Annotated in this window: 38 protein-coding genes; 23 read left to right on the top strand and 15 right to left on the bottom strand. The window is 43.0% G+C overall.

Translation table 11 applies throughout. From position 1 onward, the window contains the following. Window positions 1-263 precede the first annotated feature (263 nt). Window positions 264-1,310 carry a hypothetical protein gene (locus tag KKZ03_RS19630; protein ID WP_243218439.1) on the bottom strand — a complete coding sequence of 349 codons (1,047 nt, stop codon included), beginning with the start codon at window positions 1,308-1,310 and terminating at the stop codon, window positions 264-266. 110 nt (window positions 1,311-1,420) lie between these two features. Here KKZ03_RS19630 and KKZ03_RS19625 point away from each other — a divergent pair, with 110 nt between their 5' ends. Continuing rightward, window positions 1,421-1,834, top strand: coding sequence for an HIT domain-containing protein (locus KKZ03_RS19625; protein ID WP_243218438.1), 414 nt, complete (start codon window positions 1,421-1,423; stop codon window positions 1,832-1,834). A gap of 318 nt (window positions 1,835-2,152) precedes the next feature. Here KKZ03_RS19625 and KKZ03_RS19620 read toward each other — a convergent pair whose 3' ends face one another. The 14 genes from KKZ03_RS19620 to KKZ03_RS19555 all read right to left on the bottom strand — a co-directional run bounded on the left by KKZ03_RS19620 (window position 2,153) and on the right by KKZ03_RS19555 (window position 8,137). After that, the gene (locus tag KKZ03_RS19620; protein WP_243218437.1) at window positions 2,153-2,371 is read right to left on the bottom strand and encodes a hypothetical protein; all 219 of its coding nucleotides are present in this window, start codon (window positions 2,369-2,371) and stop codon (window positions 2,153-2,155) included. Next, window positions 2,368-2,850: a hypothetical protein gene (locus KKZ03_RS19615; RefSeq protein ID WP_243218436.1), complete on the bottom strand. Its 483-nt coding sequence runs from the start codon at window positions 2,848-2,850 to the stop codon at window positions 2,368-2,370. The genes KKZ03_RS19620 and KKZ03_RS19615 overlap by 4 nt, the downstream gene beginning before the upstream one ends. Window positions 2,851-2,858: 8 nt before the next feature. Further along, entirely contained in the window at window positions 2,859-3,137 is a 279-nt protein-coding gene (locus KKZ03_RS19610) for a hypothetical protein (protein ID WP_243218435.1), read from the bottom strand. Window positions 3,138-3,196: 59 nt separating this feature from the next. Beyond that, window positions 3,197-3,394, bottom strand: a complete 198-nt coding sequence (locus KKZ03_RS19605) for a hypothetical protein (RefSeq protein WP_243218434.1) — start codon at window positions 3,392-3,394, stop codon at window positions 3,197-3,199. Beyond that, window positions 3,391-3,612 (bottom strand): hypothetical protein, encoded by a 222-nt coding sequence (locus KKZ03_RS19600; protein WP_243218433.1) that lies wholly within the window; start codon window positions 3,610-3,612, stop codon window positions 3,391-3,393. The genes KKZ03_RS19605 and KKZ03_RS19600 overlap by 4 nt, the downstream gene beginning before the upstream one ends. Beyond that, on the bottom strand, window positions 3,612-3,806 hold the full coding sequence (locus KKZ03_RS19595) for a hypothetical protein (RefSeq protein ID WP_243218432.1): 195 nt from the start codon (window positions 3,804-3,806) through the stop codon (window positions 3,612-3,614). Before KKZ03_RS19595 ends, KKZ03_RS19600 begins: the two co-directional genes overlap by 1 nt. Before the next feature lie 3 nt (window positions 3,807-3,809). Then, a complete protein-coding gene (locus tag KKZ03_RS19590; protein ID WP_243218431.1) occupies window positions 3,810-4,325 on the bottom strand; it encodes a hypothetical protein in 516 nt (171 codons plus the stop codon). Window positions 4,326-4,368: 43 nt separating this feature from the next. Then, complete coding sequence (locus KKZ03_RS19585) at window positions 4,369-5,184, bottom strand: DUF2303 family protein (RefSeq protein ID WP_243218430.1); 816 nt, start codon at window positions 5,182-5,184, stop codon at window positions 4,369-4,371. A gap of 1 nt (window position 5,185) precedes the next feature. Then, on the bottom strand, window positions 5,186-5,536 hold the full coding sequence (locus KKZ03_RS19580) for a hypothetical protein (protein ID WP_243218429.1): 351 nt from the start codon (window positions 5,534-5,536) through the stop codon (window positions 5,186-5,188). 111 nt (window positions 5,537-5,647) lie between these two features. Next, the gene (locus KKZ03_RS19575) at window positions 5,648-5,824 is read right to left on the bottom strand and encodes a hypothetical protein (RefSeq protein WP_243218428.1); all 177 of its coding nucleotides are present in this window, start codon (window positions 5,822-5,824) and stop codon (window positions 5,648-5,650) included. 12 nt (window positions 5,825-5,836) lie between these two features. After that, window positions 5,837-6,100, bottom strand: coding sequence for a hypothetical protein (locus KKZ03_RS19570; RefSeq protein WP_243218427.1), 264 nt, complete (start codon window positions 6,098-6,100; stop codon window positions 5,837-5,839). A 311-nt stretch (window positions 6,101-6,411) separates the two neighbouring features. Then, window positions 6,412-7,230 (bottom strand): HIRAN domain-containing protein, encoded by an 819-nt coding sequence (locus KKZ03_RS19565; RefSeq protein WP_243218426.1) that lies wholly within the window; start codon window positions 7,228-7,230, stop codon window positions 6,412-6,414. A 13-nt stretch (window positions 7,231-7,243) separates the two neighbouring features. Then, window positions 7,244-7,495, bottom strand: coding sequence for a CCDC90 family protein (locus KKZ03_RS19560; protein ID WP_243218425.1), 252 nt, complete (start codon window positions 7,493-7,495; stop codon window positions 7,244-7,246). A gap of 87 nt (window positions 7,496-7,582) precedes the next feature. Then, the gene (locus tag KKZ03_RS19555) at window positions 7,583-8,137 is read right to left on the bottom strand and encodes a helix-turn-helix domain-containing protein (protein WP_243218424.1); all 555 of its coding nucleotides are present in this window, start codon (window positions 8,135-8,137) and stop codon (window positions 7,583-7,585) included. A 29-nt stretch (window positions 8,138-8,166) separates the two neighbouring features. On the opposite strand from KKZ03_RS19555, the gene KKZ03_RS19550 reads away from it, so the two are divergent. The 22 genes from KKZ03_RS19550 (at window position 8,167) to KKZ03_RS19445 (ending at window position 22,892) form a co-directional block, all read left to right on the top strand. Beyond that, on the top strand, window positions 8,167-8,355 hold the full coding sequence (locus KKZ03_RS19550) for a helix-turn-helix domain-containing protein (RefSeq protein ID WP_243218423.1): 189 nt from the start codon (window positions 8,167-8,169) through the stop codon (window positions 8,353-8,355). Between the two features lie 2 nt (window positions 8,356-8,357). Next, window positions 8,358-8,564, top strand: coding sequence for a hypothetical protein (locus KKZ03_RS19545; RefSeq protein WP_243218422.1), 207 nt, complete (start codon window positions 8,358-8,360; stop codon window positions 8,562-8,564). Window positions 8,565-8,732: 168 nt separating this feature from the next. Continuing rightward, window positions 8,733-8,909, top strand: a complete 177-nt coding sequence (locus KKZ03_RS19540; RefSeq protein WP_243218421.1) for a hypothetical protein — start codon at window positions 8,733-8,735, stop codon at window positions 8,907-8,909. A 90-nt stretch (window positions 8,910-8,999) separates the two neighbouring features. After that, window positions 9,000-9,560 (top strand): hypothetical protein, encoded by a 561-nt coding sequence (locus tag KKZ03_RS19535; RefSeq protein ID WP_243218420.1) that lies wholly within the window; start codon window positions 9,000-9,002, stop codon window positions 9,558-9,560. After that, the gene (locus KKZ03_RS19530) at window positions 9,557-11,950 is read left to right on the top strand and encodes a DUF5906 domain-containing protein (protein WP_243218419.1); all 2,394 of its coding nucleotides are present in this window, start codon (window positions 9,557-9,559) and stop codon (window positions 11,948-11,950) included. The genes KKZ03_RS19535 and KKZ03_RS19530 overlap by 4 nt, the downstream gene beginning before the upstream one ends. A gap of 262 nt (window positions 11,951-12,212) precedes the next feature. Next, complete coding sequence (locus KKZ03_RS19525) at window positions 12,213-12,401, top strand: hypothetical protein (RefSeq protein WP_243218418.1); 189 nt, start codon at window positions 12,213-12,215, stop codon at window positions 12,399-12,401. After that, window positions 12,398-12,643, top strand: a complete 246-nt coding sequence (locus KKZ03_RS19520) for a hypothetical protein (RefSeq protein WP_243218417.1) — start codon at window positions 12,398-12,400, stop codon at window positions 12,641-12,643. The genes KKZ03_RS19525 and KKZ03_RS19520 overlap by 4 nt, the downstream gene beginning before the upstream one ends. Window positions 12,644-12,652: 9 nt before the next feature. Continuing rightward, window positions 12,653-13,180 carry a glycoside hydrolase family 108 protein gene (locus KKZ03_RS19515; RefSeq protein WP_243218416.1) on the top strand — a complete coding sequence of 176 codons (528 nt, stop codon included), beginning with the start codon at window positions 12,653-12,655 and terminating at the stop codon, window positions 13,178-13,180. 11 nt (window positions 13,181-13,191) lie between these two features. Continuing rightward, window positions 13,192-13,743 (top strand): hypothetical protein, encoded by a 552-nt coding sequence (locus tag KKZ03_RS19510; RefSeq protein WP_243218415.1) that lies wholly within the window; start codon window positions 13,192-13,194, stop codon window positions 13,741-13,743. Window positions 13,744-13,822: 79 nt separating this feature from the next. Further along, complete coding sequence (locus KKZ03_RS19505; RefSeq protein WP_243218414.1) at window positions 13,823-14,056, top strand: hypothetical protein; 234 nt, start codon at window positions 13,823-13,825, stop codon at window positions 14,054-14,056. 50 nt (window positions 14,057-14,106) lie between these two features. Then, complete coding sequence (locus tag KKZ03_RS19500) at window positions 14,107-14,442, top strand: HNH endonuclease (RefSeq protein ID WP_243218413.1); 336 nt, start codon at window positions 14,107-14,109, stop codon at window positions 14,440-14,442. Window positions 14,443-14,649: 207 nt separating this feature from the next. Beyond that, entirely contained in the window at window positions 14,650-15,093 is a 444-nt protein-coding gene (locus KKZ03_RS19495; RefSeq protein ID WP_243218412.1) for a P27 family phage terminase small subunit, read from the top strand. Next, entirely contained in the window at window positions 15,071-16,786 is a 1,716-nt protein-coding gene (locus tag KKZ03_RS19490; RefSeq protein WP_243218411.1) for a terminase large subunit, read from the top strand. The genes KKZ03_RS19495 and KKZ03_RS19490 overlap by 23 nt, the downstream gene beginning before the upstream one ends. Continuing rightward, on the top strand, window positions 16,774-18,048 hold the full coding sequence (locus KKZ03_RS19485) for a phage portal protein (RefSeq protein ID WP_243218410.1): 1,275 nt from the start codon (window positions 16,774-16,776) through the stop codon (window positions 18,046-18,048). Before KKZ03_RS19490 ends, KKZ03_RS19485 begins: the two co-directional genes overlap by 13 nt. Then, the gene (locus KKZ03_RS19480; RefSeq protein WP_243218409.1) at window positions 18,029-18,736 is read left to right on the top strand and encodes a head maturation protease, ClpP-related; all 708 of its coding nucleotides are present in this window, start codon (window positions 18,029-18,031) and stop codon (window positions 18,734-18,736) included. The genes KKZ03_RS19485 and KKZ03_RS19480 overlap by 20 nt, the downstream gene beginning before the upstream one ends. A 70-nt stretch (window positions 18,737-18,806) precedes the next feature. Then, window positions 18,807-20,021, top strand: coding sequence for a phage major capsid protein (locus KKZ03_RS19475; protein WP_243218408.1), 1,215 nt, complete (start codon window positions 18,807-18,809; stop codon window positions 20,019-20,021). 59 nt (window positions 20,022-20,080) lie between these two features. Continuing rightward, the gene (locus KKZ03_RS19470) at window positions 20,081-20,326 is read left to right on the top strand and encodes a hypothetical protein (protein ID WP_243218407.1); all 246 of its coding nucleotides are present in this window, start codon (window positions 20,081-20,083) and stop codon (window positions 20,324-20,326) included. 159 nt (window positions 20,327-20,485) lie between these two features. After that, a complete protein-coding gene (locus tag KKZ03_RS19465) occupies window positions 20,486-20,965 on the top strand; it encodes a hypothetical protein (protein WP_243218406.1) in 480 nt (159 codons plus the stop codon). Window positions 20,966-20,967: 2 nt separating this feature from the next. After that, the gene (locus KKZ03_RS19460; protein ID WP_243218405.1) at window positions 20,968-21,588 is read left to right on the top strand and encodes a phage head-tail connector protein; all 621 of its coding nucleotides are present in this window, start codon (window positions 20,968-20,970) and stop codon (window positions 21,586-21,588) included. After that, window positions 21,588-21,779 carry a hypothetical protein gene (locus KKZ03_RS19455; protein WP_243218404.1) on the top strand — a complete coding sequence of 64 codons (192 nt, stop codon included), beginning with the start codon at window positions 21,588-21,590 and terminating at the stop codon, window positions 21,777-21,779. The genes KKZ03_RS19460 and KKZ03_RS19455 overlap by 1 nt, the downstream gene beginning before the upstream one ends. Continuing rightward, window positions 21,779-22,201 (top strand): hypothetical protein, encoded by a 423-nt coding sequence (locus tag KKZ03_RS19450; protein WP_243218403.1) that lies wholly within the window; start codon window positions 21,779-21,781, stop codon window positions 22,199-22,201. The genes KKZ03_RS19455 and KKZ03_RS19450 overlap by 1 nt, the downstream gene beginning before the upstream one ends. Window positions 22,202-22,232: 31 nt before the next feature. Further along, complete coding sequence (locus KKZ03_RS19445; protein ID WP_243218402.1) at window positions 22,233-22,892, top strand: phage tail tube protein; 660 nt, start codon at window positions 22,233-22,235, stop codon at window positions 22,890-22,892. Window positions 22,893-22,894 lie beyond the last annotated feature (2 nt).

The raw sequence follows: 22,894 nt of genomic DNA, 5'->3' as shown, positions 1-22,894 counted from the left end.
ATTGCCCGATGGTTGGTTTGGCTTATTTATAATAATAGCTTTGATTTAGTAAGCTGTATGTAATAGTGCAAGCATGAATTGTTCCATGTTGAGATTTTTTTGAAAAAAATCGCGGATAATATGTTTGGTATACTATCCGGCCGGATTTTTTAGAATCATCAGTTGATGTAGCAACCGGGGGATATAGATACGAGTAGGTGGCCACTTAAAACCAAATTTTAAACCATTAGTCCGGTGATCTGGTTTAAGGGCTGCTTTTTTATTTACTTTGAAAAGGCAATAAACTGCCTATAAGGTGAATCACCTTTCCAGGATATAGCTTCCGTGTAGTAGTGCATTAAAGCCAGATAACCCAGTAATCCCAAAGTAACGGCTTTGCGAATTTCGACACCAAAAAAGAATTCTGTTAATACGCTAACGATGTTGTCGCCATAAGCCTGCAAAAAAAATGCCAGCACTAATGAACAGACGGGCAGCACAATAAATATATGCACATTGCAACGTGCGGCGTAGCGATAAAGAAAATTCTGTGGATGCTGGTGATGCTTATTGTAATCATGCGTTACATAAAAAATATAGGCTGTTGAATCATGCACCAATCGGGGCACCAAAATTGCCAGTAAATAATACTGTTGAAGATAAAGATAAAAACTACTTAATACCAGCAAGATATTGGACCATAAAAACCACTTGCCAAATACTGTCGTGACATGGCGTTGACAATAAAGGGCACTTAACACCAGTGCTGTACATAATAAACCGGCAATTTGTTTAAGCCATTCTGTTTGCTGTGCATCCAGGCTGTTTTTAAGAAAAATACCGATGTAAACAAAAAGCCCTGCGCCCACGCTTAGCCATAATAACAGATAAAATGCCCATGCGGGCAAGCGACAAACACCACGCGCTACGCCATGTTGTTGTTTAAGTACATGATATACGGTCCAGGCGGCAACCAGTACATAAAAAACCTGATAAGGAATAAATAAACTACCTACGCCAAAGATAATCGCAATTGCAGTGGTTACTGCGATTAGATTGCGCTTATAAAATCGTAGATAGTCAGCGTTGCTGACTAATACAATAGTGCTGGCCAGAATATGGGGGGTGCCGAACAGAATTTGGAACAATAAAAAATGGCTAGGTTTGCTGGGTAAATTTTCTCTTAAAAATCCGTGCCAAAACCAGCCATCAGCCATTTGCAGGATCAGGCACAGTGGGATAATTGCATACAGCCCGAGCAATAACCTGAATGAGACGGTTAATTTACGCTCATCAGGTAAATCTTGAGCAGTAATGATATGTGCAGACATACAAATCCCCCTTGGTTATTATTGTTATGGTGCTTATGATTGAAAGCAGATGTAAAGTACACTGATTAATAAGAGGCTTTCAAGCTTTGCTTTTACTTTTAGACAATAACATGACGACACTATTTGAGTTACATCCTCGCTTGAAGCAAGACTGCATCGCTATTGGCCGCTTTGAGTTATGCCAATTATTAATGATGAATGATAGCCAGTATCCCTGGTTTATCCTGGTGCCGGAAAAAGCCGGTATAAAAGAAGTTTATCAGCTTGGCAAAGCGGAGCAAAACATGCTGATTGAAGAATCAAGTACGCTTGCAGAAAATCTGGCAATACTTTATGGTGCCGATAAAATGAATATTGCCGCAATAGGTAATATGGTTCCGCAGTTGCATATTCATCATGTTGTTCGCTATCAGACAGATATTGCCTGGCCAGCGCCAATATGGGGCAAGTTTGCCGCCGTTCCTTATACAGATCAGCAAATTACCGATAATATGGAGCTGGTTAAAAAGCAGTTGAAAATTTAAGCCCTACATAGCTTAAGCAGGCTTAATAAGCTTGGCGAACAGACATTATCTCAGTATGTAGCAGATTGTCTAAATCTTAACAAACTAATACCTTTATTTTAACTGCTGGTTACGCCATCAAATACTTTAGAAAGCCTGTATCACCATCGAATCTGTTAACTAAATCAAATGTATAACACTGTGAGTAATAACAAATCGCCAAGCAGAAAATTCTGTGTTGCCCCCATGCTCGATTGGACGGATAGCCCATATTAACCAGTATATACAGGGGTTCGGGTGTACTCAGGGCGTACTGATGAAACTTATCAACAGAATATCTTACTTAATACTATCCAAAACCCCTGCTAATTGCTCAACATCAACAATGTATTTTTTACCAGCTCTGAACGGCTTTAAGCCGTTTAATTTATTGCCACCAATCAGCTTGGTAATATCCCCAAAAGCTTCACAAGGATAGCCCCAAAATTCTGTAATAACTATTTCAGCAGAAACAAATTTTTTCCCGTACTGTTGAAAAAGTGCATCAGCTGTTTTCATAACTGCTCGCCTAATTCTTTACTGCAAAGATAAGGATGAGGCCCAGATGGTTTCTGCATATCTCCGTACTTTTCATCATGAAGCCTATTAACTTCTCCTGAAAGCATCATATATCTTCCGATCAATGTACCAATTCTGCACCCGGCCTTAATCGTTGTATGCTTGGTTTTTATATCCATTGGTATTTGTATCGCTACAAATTTCTCTGCTGCCATAGGCTCATGAGTTAGATCCGTTTTATGTTGGCTTTCCGCTGCCTTATACCCCATGTAAATTAATTTTTGTGCAAATGCCTTACTGATTATTTTGCCGTTGGCTTCATTAAGAAGTTCAAAGCAATCTAATAAACTCTGAGGCTGTTTAGGTTCTCTCAATAAAAAATTAGCAATATTACTGGTAATTAGCTCAAGATCATTCATGTCTTTACCATTCAGGTACCAACTTAAGACCATTTTTAAAAACCGTCTATCTTCACTCATAAATCCCCCTAATTTTCCATTGCTCTTAAAATTGCTGCCTTCCCTAATCCAATTGCTTTACAGCCTGCTTCAGTAGCTCGATATAAGGTAAGATCAATTTTAGTACGGCCCTTTTCAACCAAATTTAAAGCCAGCAGTTTTTCCATTTGTTCGGTCTGTATTCCCTGCGCGGCAGCAAAATAGTTTCGATACCCCCATTCACTTTTTTTTTGGTTTGCAGAAGCACCCAGCATATGCCGAAGATTTTTAAGATCGACATCGTTCAATTCGGTTTGTATGGCAGTCATAAAATATCAAATTCCTGATCAGTTTTAGTGGATACTGTGTCTGGCATTATTCCCTCGCATCATTCTGACTCAAAAATAACATTACTTTCTTCACGAAAAACCCTGATAGCTTCTGTTGTTTTTGATTGTGTTGTATAACGATCAACTAATACCCAGGAACCTGTTTTGCTAAGCTCTGTTATCGAATATCTATCAAGACTGACTCTCATGATACGAAATCCTGCCTTAATCAATTTTCCCCTGTCTGATCCGTTCATGATGCATCCTTCTTTTTTGCTATCGGCATAAGCGTAATTTGAACGCCTTCCCATTGCGGGTATTCACTTCGGTTTATGGGGAAAGTAAAGGTCGTTGGCGCTCCTCTTTTATAAATAGCATCCGCCGTTTTGCTTCTTAAAAATGACTCTAGAAATAACTCCAAACCAAACGCATTTAGTCCGATATCTAACAGTTGTTGTTTTACACTTACGCTCATCAATCCTCCTCGTTTTCAGATTGCCAATCATCGCGGCAATTAGCGTTACACCAACGCCGGCCGTCTTCAACCGGTTCTTTACAAAACAGACAGTCGCCTGTTGCTGTGGCAGTAGTAGTTTCACGATGACTCCGGTACCGGTTTTCTTTTTCGGTAAATTGTTCACGTTCGGTCACGCGGTCAGCATCATCCATGAGCTATCTCTCGTTTAAACATTTCAATGCGTTAATTACAATAGCTCGCTTGGCAACAGCTACGCGGTTGTGGAAATTAATACTCAACAAGGCTATGCCGGAATATTCAATAACCGGATTGCTTCTTGCTCTTTTTAGATCAGATAATGAGTCATTTTTATTTTTCATATCCAGGCTAATTAATCTGTGGGGCGACCTAGCCGCTCCTTTCTCTGCGCTGATTATTTTTGCCAGCCTGCGTTCAGCCTTTAATTTTTTAGCAACATTTTTTGATCGTACTGCCGCCCGCTCATTGGCTCTAATTTTATTGGTTAGCCTGGTCTGCGTCGCTTCGCTTTCTTTTGTCTTGATGAATTCAAAAACATCGGTTTTGTTGTAATAAACAACACGTCCTATTTTCATTGTCGGGGCTGGAAAGTTAGCCCAGTTACCATGCTTGCCCAGTATTCTTCCACAGAGTGTTGTTAGGTCAATATTCAACTCTGCTGCAAGTTGGGTACGCGTTATTAATTCAGTCATAATGACAGTCACCCGTGGGGCGTTTTTACACGCCCCGTTGTGGTTATTGGTAGTTAAATTCTGCGATGTAAATGGTGATGTTTTCATCAGCCATTTCAATAAACAGTTTTTCTTTAAATTCCTCGGCGATGGCGGCTTTGATTACTTCCAACTGTTTGATTCTAAATTTTAAACGGATGGATTTATCATCGTTTATCGAGCGCAATTGAGCAGTTAATTTAACCGGTTCAAATCCAGAATAGGGGATGGTAGTGAAAATAAAACCGTACGGTAATTGTTGGTTGCCGGCAGTTACTTCAATTGATTCAAGTGCTGACCGGGTTGCCGCGTAATTGCCTACCGTTTGATCGGCTTCGCGGTTGGCTGTCACTTTAAGTGTTCTTAGCGTCTTGATGGTGGTGTCATGGCCAAGTAACCCGCCGCCAATATCGATAAAAGCAATGTTGTCTTTATGGTCTTCAGCAAAATCGATAAAAGCTTGTTGAGCAAAGAAAAAATCATTAACTTCCAATAATTGTTTGTAAGCCGGGATTTTCTTCAGAGCAGCAAGCGCCGTATGGTGCCCCCACTTGGGGTTGCTGGTAGTCCCCAAATCAATAATAGCTTTTGCTGACATGTTGTCTGGGTTGATAAACAGCGTTGATTCTTCATCGGCATGTTTTGAGATATACTGAATAAAATCGGCAAGAAACTCTGTTTTAAACAGCGCTTTAAAAGCGTAGGGAGAAGACTCAAGATGCTCCAGGCTTTCCAACTTGTTGCCTTTGCTGATCACCATGGCATGATGCGATACTTGCGCTAACGGTGTGTTGGCAGCCAGCGTTAGTCTTGAAATTTCTTGTACGGCAGTTTCGTCCATTTTATCGTCCTATTTTGGTAACGTTATTGTTTTTATCAGCGGCAAACAAATCATTTTGGGTTTGCGGACTGATGGTTAGGTAGCCATTGCCATCAACGTACATGGGTGTGCTGGTAGTGTTTTCTTCGGTAGCCTTGCCGTTTTTGGTCGGTTTGTTGTACTTCAGCGTCGATTTAACCTGCACGCTGGAGCTGTCACCGATTTGTTCAAGATCAAGCGCAATAGTGACCTGACCTTTTTTACGGTTTTCAATTACGCCCAGGGAAACCAGTTTTAAGGCGCTGGTGACTTTGGCGGTAAATATGCCGGCATCTAATTCGCCAAGCGTTTCTTCAAGTGTAGGTAAGCTCATAATGGTGGTTCCTTTTGGTAAGTTTCAGTTGTTAAGCAATCCTTGACAACTGGATGGGTTAAGCAATTTTCAGTTCTTTATCACCTTGAATAACATACAGATTTACATCTTTCAGCGTATATTGACCTCCTTTGCCACCTTGGACATGATAGTGACCTGACAGCCCTGGTGCGGTGATAAGAATGTCAACTTCAAACGGTAGAATGATGGTTTTACCGTTAACGATTTCGGTGTAATTTTGGTTAAAATATTGACTGCTTTTTTTATCTTTGCGTAGAGTTGAGTCATGGTTTTCTCCCGTTATTCAACGTCGTAAAGCGTTATTTTTTGGCTTGGGTTATCGCTCATGTAGCTGATTAATTCCGCGCTGACGAGGTTGTGTAGTTCATTGTCAGCATATGCCATATTGGTTATCATAAAAAAAGTAGATACCAGCAGGGCTATAATTAATGCTATTGCAGCATTTTTGCCGTTCTTGATATAGCGGTCATCTTGAGATAGCAGATCAACGTTTTTGGTGCACGATCCGGGCTTTTTATTGTGGTCTTTCATGATGAGATTCATGTCGTACTCCGGTTAATTGGTTTTTACTGAAAAAAATCCCGGGGGTTGAGCCGGGTAGTTGCTTCAGGAGTTGAATAGGTAGCTTGGTGGGCTGGTGGTAATGATGATAACAGATTGTTACTAACTGTCAACAACCGATTGTTATCATTTTTAAAAATAAATCACCCTGGATGGGTGGAATAGTGGGAATCACTCTTATTAATGCAGGGGTTTAATGGGGCTAAGTTTCAGGCAATAAAAAACCTGCATTAGCAGGTTTATGTGTGGCAGTGTACGCCAATGATTTATTTTTTCAGAAGGTATTAGTGGGATTAACGTACGCGCATAAGTTCTGGGTGAGCAGTCAAGATTAATGCGATTATTTCTTCAGGATTATTTGAAAGATAGTCATAGGTTTTACCCTCTTGTCTTAGTTGGGTCAACGCTGTGTTAATAATAGTTTTTCCTGTTTTTTTAATTTCATGACCTTCCCTAAAGTCGGTGTCATCAAATTGCTCAAAAATATAACTATACCCCTGGTATTCATGGAGCTGATCGGGATCTTCTTTTGTTAATTTTTTAGTGTGCTCTTTGATTGTTTTTGCCGCTTGGCCATTGGTTAGGTTTTTAGGTACGGCTATTTTAAAAAACTTTAAAAATTCTTTTTGCTTTATATCGGCGGGTTTATTAACTATAAAAGCATCAAATATTTCTTTGTTAATTTTTGAGCCGATTATACTAAAATGAATTTCAATATAATCATCATCGCCCTGGTAAATCCTGGTTAGTTGTGGGCGAATGTTATTTAACGACGCTGTTTCTATGATTTGTTTTGATATATCTTTGGGAATATAACCAATAAAATATCTTGATGAAGGTGTAATGCCTATTATTTTAATGGCATTTTTGTCATGAGGATTATTAGGATCTTGCTCAAATGCTAAGGACTGGTTATCACTATTAGCAAATGATCGTGCGTCTGTTTTTCTAAAATAAAGTCCGGCAACTTCACTGGATACGTATTTTTTGTAGTCTGAGGGGATCGTAGGATTAAACGTTTGCGCCCTCTTCGATGCTTTTATGCCAGTTGTATTTTTTCCAAAAATAATATAAAAAAGAACGATCAGGCCAATTATTACAAAAAAAATCATAGAAACCTTTTATTTATAGTAGCTTAACCAGCACAGCAACAATGCCAATAGCGACTACCATCATGCTACCAAGTTTTATGATGAGGCGCTGTTCAAGTTGAACCATATCATGGCGAACATCATCTATGTCTCGCTTAGTGGCTAGGTCTGCCTCCCCTTGCGCCTCTTTAAATGCCTCTGAAAAAGCTTCGGCTTGGCCCTCGGGGATACCTGCTTCTTTCAGTGTGCGTATAAACTTATGTGTATCAAACGTTATCGTTGTCATTGTTATCTCTCTTTATAACTTATTACTTCCCTCGCTTTAACCAACGACCTTTACGGAATCAGCTTCGCGCCATTCGTCGATCAGTTGCTACGTTCCGCCGGTCTTGAGCCTGTTGTTGTGGCTTCTCTTGTCCCCGCTGCTCGTAGAGGTCATCAGCCCCCCCCCCCCCCCCGCATTTGGGGACTGGCTTGTCAAGGGTTTAATTTCTGGTGTTGGTGGGGCGTTTTCTATTTTATTTTCAGGATTGCTTTTCAGGAACAAATCAATTGTTTGGGCTACTGCTGCGCGTTGAGCATCGGTTAGGCCGGTGACGTTGATGTAGTTTTGTAGATTAGATTCTTGGTTTGGATATTTAGACCCTCTTCCAGTTAAAAGCCACTCTACGCAAATGCCTCCAAATATCATGCATATATTCCTAGACTGCTCAATAGAGGGGAGCCTATCACCATTCATATAGTAAGTAGCGCAAGTACCGCTAGTTCCTATTTTTTTTCCAAGTTGGATCCTGTTCAGATCGCTCCAACCTTTTTCAATAACTAATTGCCTAAATCTTTCGGCAAACTCTGGGTCTTTATCTAATTTAGCCATATCTTCATTGTGCGCTTTATGGCAAAAACGATCAGTTGTTAAATCTGCTTGCATAATGGTAACAATCGGTTATCATAAGGGCTATGGAAAAATTAATAGCATATTTCAACGGTAGTAATACGGCCTTGGCTTTGGCTCTTGGGGTAACTCAGCCTTACATTTCTATGTGTAGGTCTGGAAAGAGAAAAATGAACCTATCTCTTGCTAAAAAAGCTGAATCTCTAACCGGCATACCCCGCGAAGAAATTCGCCCCGATATTTTTGGGAAATAACCATGGCTGAACATCCCGAGAAGAAAGGCGTAAATATCCCCGTCTCTATGAGCGTTTCTACCAAACAGAAAATCATTAGATTTGCTGATGCGGCGGACATTTCTAACTCGGAGTTTGTGCATAAATTAATAGATGAATTTCTTTCTAAAAAAGAAGATGAAGCAAGATTACTGAATGATGTGCTTGGCTTCAAGATATTGGAAAAATAGCAGATATATAAGAAATAATCTTGTATTTATCAGGTTTTAATCTTGTTTGTATTCAAATTGAAGAAATAAATATGACCATCATTCAGGTAACCCTTTTATCAGTCACTGTCTATATCGTTTTTGTGTGGGCACTTTGGACGTTTATTAATGATGTATGCGGCAGTAGCAATGATGATTAAAAAAATAGGTTTGGTTATTTGGGATTGCTGGGCAGTCATTGGTTTTTTGATGATTACAGCAATTTATGTACTGTTTGGGGTATTAACGGTCGTTGACAGGGTAGTGAGTGAATTACAGCGATTCAGTAATTTATTGCTGGAAGCGATTTTACGTATAGAGCAATGACCGGGCTATATAAATGATTTACAGGTTGTATCAACTCGATAGCTCCGGAGTAATTACCGGAGCTCTTTTTAACCAATCAAGAATAATAAAATGAGCCTGAATAAAACAATCATAGGTTTTGCCGGTTTAAAACAATCCGGTAAATCAACCGCTGCTGAACATTTAGTCGATAACGGTTTTACCAAGCTGTCATTCGCTCAACCCATTAAAGATATTGCGTGGTTTTTAATGCAAGGTTTTGGCTTGCCAACGCATTACGTTGACCAGCTGCTGACTGAGCACAAAGAAGTTATCATTCCCGAACTGGGCGTTTCATCTCGCCATTTAATGCAAACCTTAGGTACTGAGTGGGGTAGGCAATTAATTCATCCTGATATTTGGGTTATGGCTATGAGTAAACGTCTGGTTGGTGAAGCTGCCAAGCTTATCGTGTTTGATGATATCCGCTTTGAGAACGAAGCCAAGATGATCAGGGACATGGGCGACTTGATAATTCATGTGGATCGGGGGGACTTGATAGCCAGTGATAGCCATATTAGCGAGGCAGGTATTAAAGATCATGAGAGTGACCGCTATGTTGATAATGATTTTACGATTGAAGATTTTCTGATTGATGTTGATTTGGTTGTTGCCGAGTTTATAGCCGCATGAAAACGCATACCAAAAAAATCAATTTTGCGGGTATCAATGCCGCGTTACTGAGTAATTTTGAATCGTATTGCCGCCAATGGCTACCAGATGGCAAGAAGTCCGGCGCCGAGTATGCTTCAGTTAATCCTGCCCGCAACGATAGCCATGCCGGTTCATTTTCAATTAATACCATCAAAGGCATCTGGTCTGATTTTGCCAGCGGTGATAGTGGCTCTGATCCGATATCACTGTATGCCTATCTGTTTCATAACAACGACCAAGGTGCGGCGGCAAAAGAACTTGGGGAGCTGTTAGGTCTGGATAATAAAGCCGCTGCGCCTAAACCCGAAAAGCCCAAAAAACAGCAATCATCATGGGTGGCAATGCTACCGCCTATCGATGCACCGGAACCACCAAAAGCGCATTTGGTTCGCGGCCTTCCTGAAACCGTATGGGCGTACCGAAATTTTAACGGGACGGTCATTGGTTACATGTTCCGCTTTAGAACCTCTGCCGGTGGAAAAGAGGTATTGCCGTTAACCTGGTGCAGAAACCTATTTAATGGCAAAGAAGAATGGCATTGGATGGGTTTTAAAGAACCTCGCTATTTATACGGGCTAGAGCGTTTAACAGCAAAGCCAATGGCAACGGTATTAATTACTGAAGGTGAGAAATGCGCCGATGCCGCTGCTGAACAACTACCCGAACTGGCGTGTTTAACATGGCCGGGTGGTAGTAAAGCTGTTGGTAAGATTGACTGGGCACCGCTGGCTGGCCGTAAGGTGATTATCTGGCCTGACTGTGATGCACAAAAAGATAAGGCCGGGCTGTTGCTACCTGAGCTTGATCAGCCGGGCATCAAAGCTGCTAACCAGATTGCCGATGTGTTAGTTGGTTTAGGTTGTCGGGTCTGGATGATGGCAATACCCAAGCCGGGTGAGCGGGTAAGTGGATGGGATATTGCTGACGCGATTGATGATGGTTTAAAAGCTGAAGCCTTGGCTGAATATATCCGCGCTAAAGCCAAACCTTTGTTGACTGCTGAAAAGCCGGACGATGAGTTACCCCCTGCCTTTGTACCTATATCCAGTGCGGTTGAGTTATTGGAGCGTTATGCGCTGATTTATGGCCATGGCGGGACGGTATTCGATTTTCAAAAACGTATCATGTTGAAACAGACTGACATGATTGATGCCTGTATCTCTCGTGATTATGCCAAGCAATGGCAATCATCCAGTGTTCGCAAGATTGTTGGTATTGATAATGTCGGTTTCGATCCTGGTGAAAAGGATAGCAAGATTACCTGCAATCTATGGGGTGGTTGGCCAACAGTACCGATAGCGGGGGATTGCAGCCAGTTATTGAGATTGATCAAGTATATGTGCGGTGGTGAGGATTCGGAAACTGCGCAGATATTGTATGACTGGGTTATTTGTTGGTTGGCTTACCCCATTCAACATCCCGGTGCAAAAATGAAATCTACCTTGGTAGTCCATGGACCGCAGGGAACTGGTAAGAATTTAGTGTTTGAAATTGTCATGGAGATTTATGGCAGTTATGGTCGCATTATCGGGCAGGACGCCATTGAAGACCGGTTTAATGACTGGGCATCGAAAAAGCTGTTTTTGATTGCGGATGAAGTCGTTGCGCGCTCGGATTTATATCATGTAAAAAATAAATTGAAGTCATTTATTACCGGTGACTGGATTCGAATCAACCCAAAGAACCTGATGGCGTATGAAGAACGTAATCACGTTAATTTGGTGTTCTTGTCAAACGAGAGAATGCCTGTTGTGCTTGAAGAAGATGATCGACGGCACGCGGTGATCTGGACACCTGAAAAACTAACCCCCGATTTTTATCAGATAGTCGCTAAAGAGAAGAATAACGGCGGTGTAGCTGCGTTTCATGACTTCCTGTTGCATGTAGACCTGGGTGACTTTAACGAGCATACCCCGCCACCAATGACGGTTGCAAAGAAAGATTTGATTGATCTCTCAAAAGATACGATCAACCGGTTTTATGAGGAGTGGGGTGATGGGATGATTGACGGGTTTAATGTTAAACCCCTTAAGGGTGAGTCGGGGTATGGTCAACCAGTACCGTTGCCTCCGGTATTGAGTGAGGATTTTTATGAGCTGTATAAGGTTTGGTGTGGCAAGCAGGGCGTTAAGCCCGGTAGCCTGGTCAAGATGGTTGATATGATGCTAAAGCGCCTGCACTGTACACGTAAGCGCTGTCGGTATGTATCAAAGTCATCATCAGTACCCTACCCAAAGACATTTATTTTCCCTGAATTATGCATATCAATACCGGAAGGTAAGACGGAAAGCGGTTGGCTTGGCAGTTATGTCGATGAATTTACAGGGCTTTTAGGTTTGTATCGGGGTCGTAATGCTGCTTCCAATTGATGTGCAGGGGGTGCAGGGGGTGCAGGGTACATGTGCAGGGTTTAAAACCATACGTGACGTGGCTTGTGCAGGGTGTGCAGGGGTTGCGCTACTCGCCCGTGTACGTGCGCATGTGCGACGACTGTTTTTGCTATTTCCCACAAGTTTTATACCCTGCACACCATGCACACCCTGCACATATTTTAATAATCAAGTAGTTATAAGAAAATTAACCCTGCACATAACCTTGCACACTCTGCATATACTTATAAATACAGAAACTATGAATGAAAAGCGCCAACAGTGGGAAGTAATTAAAGCTGAAGCACCTGAAGCTGCTGCTTGGTTATCTGATATGAGCAAAGCCTTTGGCAAGATGGCTGCCATGTCGGTAGTGCTGGAGTCTGGTGAAACAATTGAATCCGGTCTGTTTGGTCGGGGAATGAATTTTGATAACGGAGTTAAAAAATGAAGAATTTTAAAGATGTTGGGCCAAATTTCAAGTTAATAGATAGTAGATTAAAGAAAATTACATTGAGTGATGCAGAGGATGGGTTTTCAATGCCTGAGTTACTTGATAGCTTAGGTATTAAAGAACCCACCAGCTTAGAGCTCCGGTATGTTAATTATAAAATTCAAGATATGGGATGGGTTGTTAGGCGAGAAAGAAGATTCTTCAGGTCAGATAAAATTGATTATTTTGAACTAGGTTAGGGAAAAGAAATGAGCATTGAAACATTGATAGCTGACTTGATCGGCAACCATGAAGGCGGCTATGTGAATCATCCTGCTGATAAGGGTGGCCCTACCAAGTACGGCATCACACTAAAGACCTTAAGCGCACATCGTGGCCATGATCTTGAGGCTTATGACGTAAAGCTGTTAAGCAAGTCTGAGGCAGCTGAAATTTATGAAGCCGATTATTATTACGCACCGGGTATTGATGGGCTTCCTGAATTGCTTCAGCCAGTGGTGTTTGATATGGCCGTCAACATGGGGCCGATTAATGCGATCAAGTTGTTACAGCGCGTTATTCACAAGCTGGGCACACCTATCACTATCGATGGCCACATTGGCCCACGCACCAGGCAATCCGCTGTCATTGCCTGTAATGTTTACAAGCATGAGGTATTGCGGAATATCTGCCTGGCACGCAAAGAATACTATCGAGCCATCGTTGATAAAGATGCCACTCAATCGGTATTTTTAAACGGCTGGATTAACCGGGCCAATTTCTTTTTGACTGCATAAGGATAAACAACATGAACGTTGAGCAAATAGGATCGTTAACAGCAGGTACCATTAATCCAGAAGCTACGGGCGGTCACTCAAGTGCAGCAAACAAACTAATGGGTATTGAAGCTGCTGGTGACATGTCAGGATTTACAGCGCTTGAGATGGGTTATGTGCAAGCGAAGTACATGGGCGATGATGAGTCTGTTGGTATCGTCCTTATTGCTACCCGTAACCAGATAGCCAGTATGGCACTTAAAGGCAAGTGGAAGATCAGGCCATCACAATTATCTATACTGGCTGACATTGCTACTCATGAAGCACTGTCACCGTGCCGGTGCAGGAAATGCAATGGTGTTGGTCGTAAGTTGAATAAGGTATGTTTAAGCTGCAGTGGTAGCGGATTAGGGCATGAGTCTACAGTTGCCATGGCCAGAGCTGTTGGTGTTGATAATTCTGTGTTTCATCGGTGCTATAAAGAGAAGTTAGTCCATGCCTTGGCATTTCTTTATGATATCGAAAGCTCAATACGAATAAAGCTATCACTACATAATAATAATTGGACAACAGCACAGAGTTAGTACATAATTTCCCACAATACAGAGTAACCGCGACTGAGCAATCAGGACGCGGTTTTTTTATGCCTAAAGGATTGTTTTAATGCCGATTGATCACATAGATTCATGGGGTCAGTTCGGCCTATCCGGGCTGGTCATTGCCGCATTGTTTGCGTTCATTTGGTTCTTGGTTAAGGAGCACAAGGCCGAGCGTCAAGAATGGATCGTTGCCTATCGTGAGCAAACACGCCTGGTTGATGACCGGCAAGTTGAAACCAATAATGTTATTCGTGAGCTGGTATCAGTTGTCCGCGAATCAAACGCACATCACCGCTAATGGCTAGGACAGCCAAGCATCCATGCCGTGTCTTTCATTGTAGAGAATTGTTGGATAAGCCTGGTTATTGCGATACACATAAAGTCATTGCAGTTACTGACTCAGCACGACATAAGATCAGCAAAGCACAGGTCACTGAAGAGTACAAAGAACGTAACCGGTTCTATCAGCGGGCCACGTGGAAGCAACTACGTAGAGCCCAGCTGGATAGCTCACCGCGATGCTGTAAATGTAAGCTACTTGGTAAGCTGGTTGCAGCGTCAGTTGTCGATCACATCACACCAATCAGCATTGGCGGCGCGGCACTTGACAGAGAAAACGTACAATCTTTATGTACACCCTGTCATAGCGCCAAAACTAACAAAGAACGCAAGAAAACCAGATAAATATAACAATTATATGTCATATTATGCATAAATATAACAAATATGCAATATTTTACGAAAAATATGATAAATATGACAAAAATTAAGGCGGGGCTATATAATCTCTAAATAGCCTTTTGCCCCTTTGCCCGCCCCAAGCTTTATTTTTACGCATGGGGTTTTGAATAGAGAAAGCCCTTTGGGTTTTAATCAATAAGCAGTAAATTTATGGCCGGACGTAAACCAGAACTCTCCAACGTGCATTATCTGCCGGGGAGCACTCAAGCTACATCTGAACAAATTGCCATGACTGCAAAATTAAAGCCGGTATTACCTAAGGCAGCCGGCATTGTTTGGGATCGTTTAGCACCCGAACTAATGGTTTTGAACCGCCTGAAGCCGCACTACGTTGACGCCTTTGGTGAGTATTGTTATCTGCTGGCAAGAATTGCAGAGATGCGCAAAATGTTGGCGGACGAAGGTGAGACCTACAAGATCATTGGCCGTAATGGCGCGCAAATTAAAAGCCGACCAGAGGTAGCACAGCTTAATGACGACTGGCGTAAACTGTCCAGGCTAACCAGCTGTTTTGGCCTCACGCCATCCGATGAAAAATCTTTAATCACCTCAATACAAAACAACCTCGTCGATGAGTTCGCAGAGTTTAGTTAATGCTGAATTTCATCCGCACATTGTTGATGTTTTTGAGTATGCCAATGCAGTTATCAGTGGCGAAAAACCTGCTTGCCTCACTGAGATGCAAGCCTGCACGCGCTTTATATCCGACCTTGATCGTGCGGAAGATTTTGAATTTGAATTTAGCCATGCACTTGCTGTTCGTGTCATTTCATTTATTGAGAAACTGCCGCATGTAAAAGGCAAGTGGGCAGCCAAGAAGCAACGCATTATTCTTGAGCCCTGGCAAAAATTTATCATAGCCAATATCTTTGGCTGGATTGACAAAGAAACCGGGCTACGGCGATTTAGAAAAGTTTACATCAAGGTGCCGCGTAAAAACGGTAAAAGCATCTTGGCCGCTGCAATAGCCAATTACATGCTGACTGCCGATAACGAACATGGCGCTGAAGTTTACTGCGGGGCAACTTGCGAGAAGCAGGCGTGGGAAGTATTCCGCCCTGCCAAACTAATGATTGAAAAGTCGCCCAGTTTGCGGCTTAACTTCGGCATCAGAATAAATGCCAAAAGCATTGAAGCCCGAAACAACTCACGATTTGAACCCATCATTGGTAAGCCTGGTGATGGCTCAAGTCCATCCTGTGCGATTGTTGATGAATACCATGAACATTTAACATCAGATCTTTACGATACGATGGATACCGGCATGGGCTCGCGTGAGCAAGGGTTGATACTAGTCATTACTACTGCTGGATCAAACATCAGTGGGCCCTGCTATCAATTGGAAAAAGATGTCGAGCGGGTATTAAACAGTTCTGTTGATAATGATGAGGTGTTTGGCATTATTTACGGCATAGATAAAGATGATTTATGGACCGATGAAGCTAGCCTGGTAAAAGCCAATCCTAATTGGGGGGTGTCAGTCGGCTCAGACTTCCTGAAAGCAGCGCAAAAATACGCAACGCAAAACAGCAGCAAGCAAAATGCCTTTAAGACAAAACATTTAAACGTGTGGTGCTGGGCAAAGTCCGCCTACTTTAACGCCCAGCGTTGGGTAGAATGTGGCGATACCACACTTAATATCAATGACTTTAAAGATGATGCCTGTTTTGTTGGCGTCGATCTTGCCAAGATCTGGGATATATCAAGCATTGCCAAAGTATTCAGGCGGGATATTGATGGCCTGAAACACTACTACATATTTACCAAAAACTATCTGCCGGAAGAGACGATCATCAATGATGAGGCTCCACAATTGCAAGAGCTGTACAGTAAGTGGGTAAATTCTCAAGACCTATGGATTGGCGGTGATGCCGAAATGGATTTTAGAATTATCTCTGATGAAATCATTGGTATGAAAGAAGCCGGCTTTGATATTGTCGAAGTGCCACATGATCCGCATTATGCCTTTTTAATCGCCCGTGATCTGGCGGAAGCCGGTCTTATGCCCGTCGAAATTAAACAGCATGGCAGTAATTTAGGTCCTGGTATGCGAGAAGTTGAAGCTGCCTTGGCCGCTGGACGTATTCATCATGACGGCAATCTTGTTACTAATTGGTGCATCGCCAATGTACTCGGCAAAGAATATTCAAACGGCGGGTTAATGCCCGACAAAGAAAGCAAAATCAGCAAGATTGATGCAGCGGTTGCGATCATCATGGCAATTGCGCGGGCCTCACTTGGCGAAGAAACACACACAGCAGGCATCGTAGATATATGGGCAGATTAAAACGACACAGCATTCACACGCGGGAATTAACTGCGAATGATTGGGCGCTCCCAACTGTCCAAAATTCAACGTCCGTGTATCAAACAGCTGATAGCGGTACCGATTTTTTCAACCTGCCGTCATCACCTGCCGGGATAGCAGTTACTGATAACAGTGCCATGTCAGTCAGTGCTGTTTATTCATGCATTGAAAAGATTGCTGTTATTGCCAGCCTGCCCAAACACATCTATGAAAAAACTCCGGAAGGGCGGCAACGTGTCGATCATAAATACTGGGATTTTTTAAACACTGAACCTGCACCTGCCTGGACCGCCTCCAGTTTTTGGGAGTGCATGATCACCATGATGCTACTGCGCGGCGATGGTCTTGCAGAAATTGTAAGACCATTTAGCAAAAGCGATACTAATCCAGGCATAGCAAAAATTGTTCCGCTCAATCGTGCTGCGGTTTGGATATATCAAGAAGGCAGTTATCTCAAGTACCGGGTAACCAAAACCAATGGCCAAACCTATGTGCTTGATCAAAGTGACGTGTTGCATTTTCCGGGCTTTAGCTTCAATGGTTTCCATGGCATGTCTGTCATTCAACATGCAGCCCGTACCGGTGTCGGTATTGCCTTGGCTGCCAGTCAATACAGTGCCGAATTCTTTGGCAACAATGCCCGTCCTGATTATGTACTGGCTACAGAAGGCACATTAACCAAAGATCAAACCGTTGCTACACGTGAAGCAATTGATGCCCAGCACCGAGGTGTTGGCAACCGGTTTAAGCCTCTGGTTTTACAGGGTGGTTTAAAAGTAACCCCGCTTAACATGACCCCGGAAGATTCACAATTATTGGAAACCCGAAAATTCAGCGTTATCGATGTCTGCATGGCCTTTGGTGTCCCCCCTCAACTAATCGGGGCACAAGATTCTACTGCTGGTTGGGCAGGCTCCAGTCTGGAACAGCTTAACTTAGGGTTTACCAAGTACACGCTACGCGGCCATATCGCCCGGTTTACCCAAGAGATTAACCGCAAGCTGTTTAAAAATACCCCGTATTTTTGTGAGTTTAACTTGGATGCCTTCCTGGAAGGGGACGCCGCTTCACAAGCTGCTTATTTCAGCAAGGCAGTTGGCGGTCCGGGCTCACAAGGCTGGATGACTGTTAACGAAGTCAGAAAAATAAAGAACATGCCGGCAGATGATAACGCCGACTTTGATAATGTTATTCAATCAGGACAACTAAAAGGCACGACTAATGACCCCACAGCTACTTAAACTACTGGCTAAAAATAAAGGCAAGGGCTACTTTAAAAATGAAGTAGCTGGCGATACGGCTACGCTTTATTTATATGACGCCATTACTTCAGACGATTATTGGGGTGGTATTACTGCCCTGGCATTCGCTAAAGAGTTGGCTGCAATCACGGCCCCTAACATTAATCTGCGCATTAACTCTCCAGGCGGTGATGTCTTTGCCGCCCGTGCCATGGCTCAAGCAATTAAAGAACATCCAAGTCAAGTTACTGCCTACATTGACGGCTATGCAGCCAGCGCCGCTACCTTTTTAGTCATTGCCGCCGATCAGGCATACATTGCCGATGGTGCCATGTTCATGATTCACAATGCCTGGACAATGGCAGCCGGTAATGCCACTGATTTTGCAGCGATGGCAGATCTATTGTCACGCACTGATCAAACATTGGTTAATGATTACCTGGCTAAAACCGGGCAAAGCGAGCAACAAATCAAAGACTGGATGGCCGCTGAAACCTATTGGTATGGACAAGAAGCGGTTGATGCTGGCTTCGTTACCGGTTTGGCGCCCGTTACACCAAAAAACAAAATTGATTGGGACTTGTCAGCCTATGCCAATGCCCCGGTACCCGAACCCAATGAGCCCGATCCATTGATACAAGAAAACCAAAACCGGCTTCGTATGATGCAGGCGCTTATTAATCCCTAACAACTTATTACCCATACCAACAGGCCACCTTATCAGTGGTCTTTTTTTTGCTAAAAATTCAGGAAAAACCATGCCTTCATTGCAAGCCCTACGCGAAAAACACAACCATTTTGTCAACCAAGCCAACGATGTTTTGGCCAAAAAAGGTGATCAAGTCTGGAACAAGGATGATCAAACAAAATTCGATGGCTTTATGGATGAGGCCGACCTGACTAAATCCCAGATTGCCGCCTACAAACGTAACCAAGAGGAATCTTCAGAAGCTAATTTTGATGATCTTGATCAGTTTAAAAAAGATAAAAAGGGTATCAGTGATGCTGCTCGTAGCGTCGATATCTTCATGCGTAAAAGCTTTAAAGAACAAAGTAATGAAGAAGCGTTGCTGATCCGTAATACCATGAGCACTACAACCGGTTCTCAAGGTGGCTATACGGTGCAGGCAGAAGTTGCGAGCACCTTTATTGATACGCTGAAAGAGTTCGGCTTTATGCGCCGTGAAGCTTCACAAATCACAACGTCCAGCGGCAATGATTTCTCTTATCCAACAACCGATGGTACCGGTGAAACTGGCGAGTGGGTTGCACAAAATGCTTCTGCCACTGATCAGGATGTCAATTTTGGAACAGTCGGCTTAAATGTTTTTAAGGCTTCATCAAAAGTAGTCGCAATTCCGATTGAATTATTGCAAGATTCTTTGCTTGATATCCAAGCGCTGGTTTTTAATCGCATGGTTACCCGTATCGGCCGCGTCTCCAATACCGCTTATACGGTCGGTACCGGTGCTGGCCAGCCTCAAGGCTTTGTCGGCGTATCCTCAGTCGCAAAAATAGGCACTACTGGCCAAACACTGACCATAAACTATGACGATTTAATCGACATGCTGGATGGCCTTGATGTGGCTTACCAAGAAAACGGTGTTCGTTCTTGCTGGATGTTCAACCAAACTACCCGGAAAGTTTTACGTAAATTGAAAGATACTGCGGGACGACCAATATGGATACCCTCTTATGATACTGGTATTACTGGTCGTAGCGCTGATCAGTTGGCTGGCTATGATGTTTGTATTAATAATGACATGGCAGTACCCGCCGCTAATGCAAAATCACTGGCATTTGGTCAATTTAACAACTATTTGATTCGTGACGCGTTAGATGTATCACTGTTTAGGTTTGATGATTCTGCTTACATGAAAAAAGCGCAGGTTGGCTTCTTGGGCTGGGCACGTACCGGCGGCAACTTGTTGGATACCAATGCAATCAAACTGTATCAACATTCAGCAACGTAAAAACTATTTACCTGGGCGGCTAACTACCGCCCTTTTTTTATTTTATTCTGGAAATCATCATGGCTAAAAATACCCAAGAAGCAGCTGATTCAGTAGATAACCCCGATACCACAGTTGTTAGCAAAATCGTTAATGTACGGGTGCTCTCAGACGTTGAAATTGGTGGCGTAAAACTCCCCTGCAATCGTGTAGTTGCGCTAGATTCAGTGCTTGCTGAAACGCTGGTAGAATCCGGCATCGTTGATATTGCAGAAGATGCTGTGGCTTATGCGTTATCTGAAAACGCAAGCGTCATTGAGCTGTGAAAATCGACTGGTCGCAATCATCAACCCAACGTGGGTTGGTTTGGGTAATTGTCGCCCTAATCGGGATACCCATGGTCGTTATGGGTAAATCTGTAACAGAGTTACTTATCTTGGGCGCTGGTGTAGCTGGTGGCTTAGGCGTAATGATTAAGGATTGATATGTATGCCATTATCGCTTTAGTTCTGCTCGCTTTTGCCGTGGGGTATGGATCAGCTTGGAAAGTCAGCCAAAAAACCATTATCACTCTGGAATCCAACAATGCTGTACAAGCAGAATCAGCAAGGCGAATTATTAATGAGTCTACAGATAAAATCACTAAAGCAACCGCTCAAGCTACCATTGAACTACAAAGAAATGAGGATCTTGCTATTAAAAACAGTAAATCTGTCGCTGCTAATGCTGTTTTGTTGGCTGCTACTCGGCTGCACGACCCCGGCAAACCTAAGCGTTGTCCAGACAGACTGCCAAAAAATTCAAGTTCCAAAGAACCTGAAGCAACCCACGACTCCGATCCAAGCGAACTTTCAGCAGAATTTACAAACTTTCTCCAGCACGAAACCAATCGCGCCGACACAATAGCAGTTTATGCGGAATCGTGCCGGCAGTTTGTACAGTCTAATTGCGGGATAGCACCATAACTATGATAGATATCAATAAAATACCGCCTGTTGCTGAACCGATTTCTCTCGCAGAAATGCGCGGGCATTTGGGGATAACCCAAGCTGCTGATACCTCGCGTGACCTTATCATTACCGGACGTGTTACCAGCGCCCGGCAGTGGGCTGAAGAATACACACGTCGGGCATTTATTACCCAAACATGGGGTAGTTATGCTACCGATTTCCCTGGCGATCGATCTCTGATTGCTTTTGGTGTTGGCCATACTGATTACAATGCGATAAAGCTACGCGGTAAAGCCCAGTCAGTCAGCTATATTAAGTATCTCGATATAAATGGCATACAGCAAACCCTAAATCCCGCCCTATATTTAGTGGATCTAGTTGGCAATTGCATCGTTCCCAGTTTTGGAACCGTATGGCCTACAGTAAGAAATCAGTTAAATTCTGTCGAAGTTGAATACATTTGTGGCTATGGCGATGCTGCTAATGTCCCTGAAGCGATTAAAGATGCGTTGCGATTCATTGTTGGTCAGTGGGAAGTTTTCCAAAGCAGTATAGAGGGTGTAGTACGACCATTTACCATTCCCAACGCTGCAAAACAGCTATTGGACAATTATATTGATATGCGTGGGTATTTCTAATGAATAATTTTCTGGGAACCGACCTGTTGAGTGCTCTTGGTGTTAAAGATAAAAATATATCCAGTGCAGTTATTACTATCCTGCCAAACAAACCGGTAAGCATATCATTGGAGATACTTGCAACAGCTAAAGATGCTGACCTTAACCACCTTGCTCATATTGTTAAAAATTACGAGATCACGGAAATATAATGCATATCCGCCGTGCAAATCTTGAGTCACTCCGCACCCAACTGCAAGCCCTGCCAGATTTTGCCGGTGTGTGGATTCAGCGTATTGGTCCGGTACGCAATTCATACCCCTGCATTACTTTATATAGCGAGTCAGAAACCGTTGAATACCTGACATTTCAGCGCTCACCACGACCCCAAGAACGGACACAAAACGTCTCAGTAAATATTTGGGTGCGTGGCACTACGGACGATGAAAAAGCCGAAATTGATATGGATAATTTCGCCTTAGCCGTCGAAGCAATTCTAAGCCAACCTGATAAATCTAGCGCTATGCAATTGGTGGCCACTGATTTCAAAGTTGCAGAAGATGAGCCTGAATTACATGTAGTCACATTGACGTATCACCTCAATTATTTTTCTACCGAATTTAACCTAATTTAAACTAATTAAACCCTAAAATTTAAGGATTATTATGGCTATCAAAAAAATGAGCAACGTTGCTGTTGCTATGCAATCTGCGTTGGGTATTTCAAAATCTATCACTGTAATCAGTAAAGCCGCCCCTGGTATTGTTACGTGTACCCATGATTTTGTTAATGGTGATTATGTCGTGCTGGCTGTTCAGGGCATGAGTCAGTTGCAAGGCCGGGTATTTCGCGTTGTCGCCATTGCAACTACCGTATCCTTCCAGCTTGAAGATGTCGGCACTGGCGTTGGTATCAGTACGTTATTGTTTGACACATTCACCTCGGGATCTGCACAAAAAATCACTTTCGGCACCTCAATAACTACTATGGCAGAAGTAACGTTGACGGGTGGTGAATTTTCCAAGCTTGATACGACAACTATCCACACCAGCTTAAAGTCTGAAATACCTGGCTCGGCCTCGCCAATCTCGATGGATGTGAAACATTTGTGGGACGTTGCAGATGCCGGACAGTTGGCATTAAAAGCCGCCTCAGACTCTCAAATACTTACCGCGTTTAAATTTACTTTTGGCGTTGGTGGCACGGTTATGGTATTTACCGGCTATGTTGGACACACTGGCGTACCTGCTGGTGCCGCACAAGAGGTTTTGAAAACATCATCAAACATCAGCGCTGCTGGTTTACCCACGTATTACGCGTCTTAATT

Source organism: Methylobacter sp. S3L5C, from assembly GCF_022788635.1.
Classification (GTDB): Bacteria; Pseudomonadota; Gammaproteobacteria; order Methylococcales; family Methylomonadaceae; genus Methylobacter_C.
Note: the sequence above shows the minus strand (reverse complement) of the source record. Positions and strands in the feature narration are given on the sequence as shown.

What these genes read in the sequence shown, in the direction of transcription:
- KKZ03_RS19630 (WP_243218439.1), bottom strand. Translation starts at nt 1,310, where the DNA reads ATGTCTGCACATATCATTACTGCTCAAGATTTACCTGATGAGCGTAAA.
- KKZ03_RS19625 (WP_243218438.1), top strand. Translation starts at nt 1,421, where the DNA reads ATGACGACACTATTTGAGTTACATCCTCGCTTGAAGCAAGACTGCATC.
- KKZ03_RS19620 (WP_243218437.1), bottom strand. Translation starts at nt 2,371, where the DNA reads ATGAAAACAGCTGATGCACTTTTTCAACAGTACGGGAAAAAATTTGTT.
- KKZ03_RS19615 (WP_243218436.1), bottom strand. Translation starts at nt 2,850, where the DNA reads ATGAGTGAAGATAGACGGTTTTTAAAAATGGTCTTAAGTTGGTACCTG.
- KKZ03_RS19610 (WP_243218435.1), bottom strand. Translation starts at nt 3,137, where the DNA reads ATGACTGCCATACAAACCGAATTGAACGATGTCGATCTTAAAAATCTT.
- KKZ03_RS19605 (WP_243218434.1), bottom strand. Translation starts at nt 3,394, where the DNA reads ATGAACGGATCAGACAGGGGAAAATTGATTAAGGCAGGATTTCGTATC.
- KKZ03_RS19600 (WP_243218433.1), bottom strand. Translation starts at nt 3,612, where the DNA reads ATGAGCGTAAGTGTAAAACAACAACTGTTAGATATCGGACTAAATGCG.
- KKZ03_RS19595 (WP_243218432.1), bottom strand. Translation starts at nt 3,806, where the DNA reads ATGGATGATGCTGACCGCGTGACCGAACGTGAACAATTTACCGAAAAA.
- KKZ03_RS19590 (WP_243218431.1), bottom strand. Translation starts at nt 4,325, where the DNA reads ATGACTGAATTAATAACGCGTACCCAACTTGCAGCAGAGTTGAATATT.
- KKZ03_RS19585 (WP_243218430.1), bottom strand. Translation starts at nt 5,184, where the DNA reads ATGGACGAAACTGCCGTACAAGAAATTTCAAGACTAACGCTGGCTGCC.
- KKZ03_RS19580 (WP_243218429.1), bottom strand. Translation starts at nt 5,536, where the DNA reads ATGAGCTTACCTACACTTGAAGAAACGCTTGGCGAATTAGATGCCGGC.
- KKZ03_RS19575 (WP_243218428.1), bottom strand. Translation starts at nt 5,824, where the DNA reads ATGACTCAACTCTACGCAAAGATAAAAAAAGCAGTCAATATTTTAACC.
- KKZ03_RS19570 (WP_243218427.1), bottom strand. Translation starts at nt 6,100, where the DNA reads ATGAATCTCATCATGAAAGACCACAATAAAAAGCCCGGATCGTGCACC.
- KKZ03_RS19565 (WP_243218426.1), bottom strand. Translation starts at nt 7,230, where the DNA reads ATGATTTTTTTTGTAATAATTGGCCTGATCGTTCTTTTTTATATTATT.
- KKZ03_RS19560 (WP_243218425.1), bottom strand. Translation starts at nt 7,495, where the DNA reads ATGACAACGATAACGTTTGATACACATAAGTTTATACGCACACTGAAA.
- KKZ03_RS19555 (WP_243218424.1), bottom strand. Translation starts at nt 8,137, where the DNA reads ATGCAAGCAGATTTAACAACTGATCGTTTTTGCCATAAAGCGCACAAT.
- KKZ03_RS19550 (WP_243218423.1), top strand. Translation starts at nt 8,167, where the DNA reads ATGGAAAAATTAATAGCATATTTCAACGGTAGTAATACGGCCTTGGCT.
- KKZ03_RS19545 (WP_243218422.1), top strand. Translation starts at nt 8,358, where the DNA reads ATGGCTGAACATCCCGAGAAGAAAGGCGTAAATATCCCCGTCTCTATG.
- KKZ03_RS19540 (WP_243218421.1), top strand. Translation starts at nt 8,733, where the DNA reads ATGATGATTAAAAAAATAGGTTTGGTTATTTGGGATTGCTGGGCAGTC.
- KKZ03_RS19535 (WP_243218420.1), top strand. Translation starts at nt 9,000, where the DNA reads ATGAGCCTGAATAAAACAATCATAGGTTTTGCCGGTTTAAAACAATCC.
- KKZ03_RS19530 (WP_243218419.1), top strand. Translation starts at nt 9,557, where the DNA reads ATGAAAACGCATACCAAAAAAATCAATTTTGCGGGTATCAATGCCGCG.
- KKZ03_RS19525 (WP_243218418.1), top strand. Translation starts at nt 12,213, where the DNA reads ATGAATGAAAAGCGCCAACAGTGGGAAGTAATTAAAGCTGAAGCACCT.
- KKZ03_RS19520 (WP_243218417.1), top strand. Translation starts at nt 12,398, where the DNA reads ATGAAGAATTTTAAAGATGTTGGGCCAAATTTCAAGTTAATAGATAGT.
- KKZ03_RS19515 (WP_243218416.1), top strand. Translation starts at nt 12,653, where the DNA reads ATGAGCATTGAAACATTGATAGCTGACTTGATCGGCAACCATGAAGGC.
- KKZ03_RS19510 (WP_243218415.1), top strand. Translation starts at nt 13,192, where the DNA reads ATGAACGTTGAGCAAATAGGATCGTTAACAGCAGGTACCATTAATCCA.
- KKZ03_RS19505 (WP_243218414.1), top strand. Translation starts at nt 13,823, where the DNA reads ATGCCGATTGATCACATAGATTCATGGGGTCAGTTCGGCCTATCCGGG.
- KKZ03_RS19495 (WP_243218412.1), top strand. Translation starts at nt 14,650, where the DNA reads ATGGCCGGACGTAAACCAGAACTCTCCAACGTGCATTATCTGCCGGGG.
- KKZ03_RS19490 (WP_243218411.1), top strand. Translation starts at nt 15,071, where the DNA reads ATGAGTTCGCAGAGTTTAGTTAATGCTGAATTTCATCCGCACATTGTT.
- KKZ03_RS19485 (WP_243218410.1), top strand. Translation starts at nt 16,774, where the DNA reads ATGGGCAGATTAAAACGACACAGCATTCACACGCGGGAATTAACTGCG.
- KKZ03_RS19480 (WP_243218409.1), top strand. Translation starts at nt 18,029, where the DNA reads ATGACCCCACAGCTACTTAAACTACTGGCTAAAAATAAAGGCAAGGGC.
- KKZ03_RS19475 (WP_243218408.1), top strand. Translation starts at nt 18,807, where the DNA reads ATGCCTTCATTGCAAGCCCTACGCGAAAAACACAACCATTTTGTCAAC.
- KKZ03_RS19470 (WP_243218407.1), top strand. Translation starts at nt 20,081, where the DNA reads ATGGCTAAAAATACCCAAGAAGCAGCTGATTCAGTAGATAACCCCGAT.
- KKZ03_RS19465 (WP_243218406.1), top strand. Translation starts at nt 20,486, where the DNA reads ATGTATGCCATTATCGCTTTAGTTCTGCTCGCTTTTGCCGTGGGGTAT.
- KKZ03_RS19460 (WP_243218405.1), top strand. Translation starts at nt 20,968, where the DNA reads ATGATAGATATCAATAAAATACCGCCTGTTGCTGAACCGATTTCTCTC.
- KKZ03_RS19455 (WP_243218404.1), top strand. Translation starts at nt 21,588, where the DNA reads ATGAATAATTTTCTGGGAACCGACCTGTTGAGTGCTCTTGGTGTTAAA.
- KKZ03_RS19450 (WP_243218403.1), top strand. Translation starts at nt 21,779, where the DNA reads ATGCATATCCGCCGTGCAAATCTTGAGTCACTCCGCACCCAACTGCAA.
- KKZ03_RS19445 (WP_243218402.1), top strand. Translation starts at nt 22,233, where the DNA reads ATGGCTATCAAAAAAATGAGCAACGTTGCTGTTGCTATGCAATCTGCG.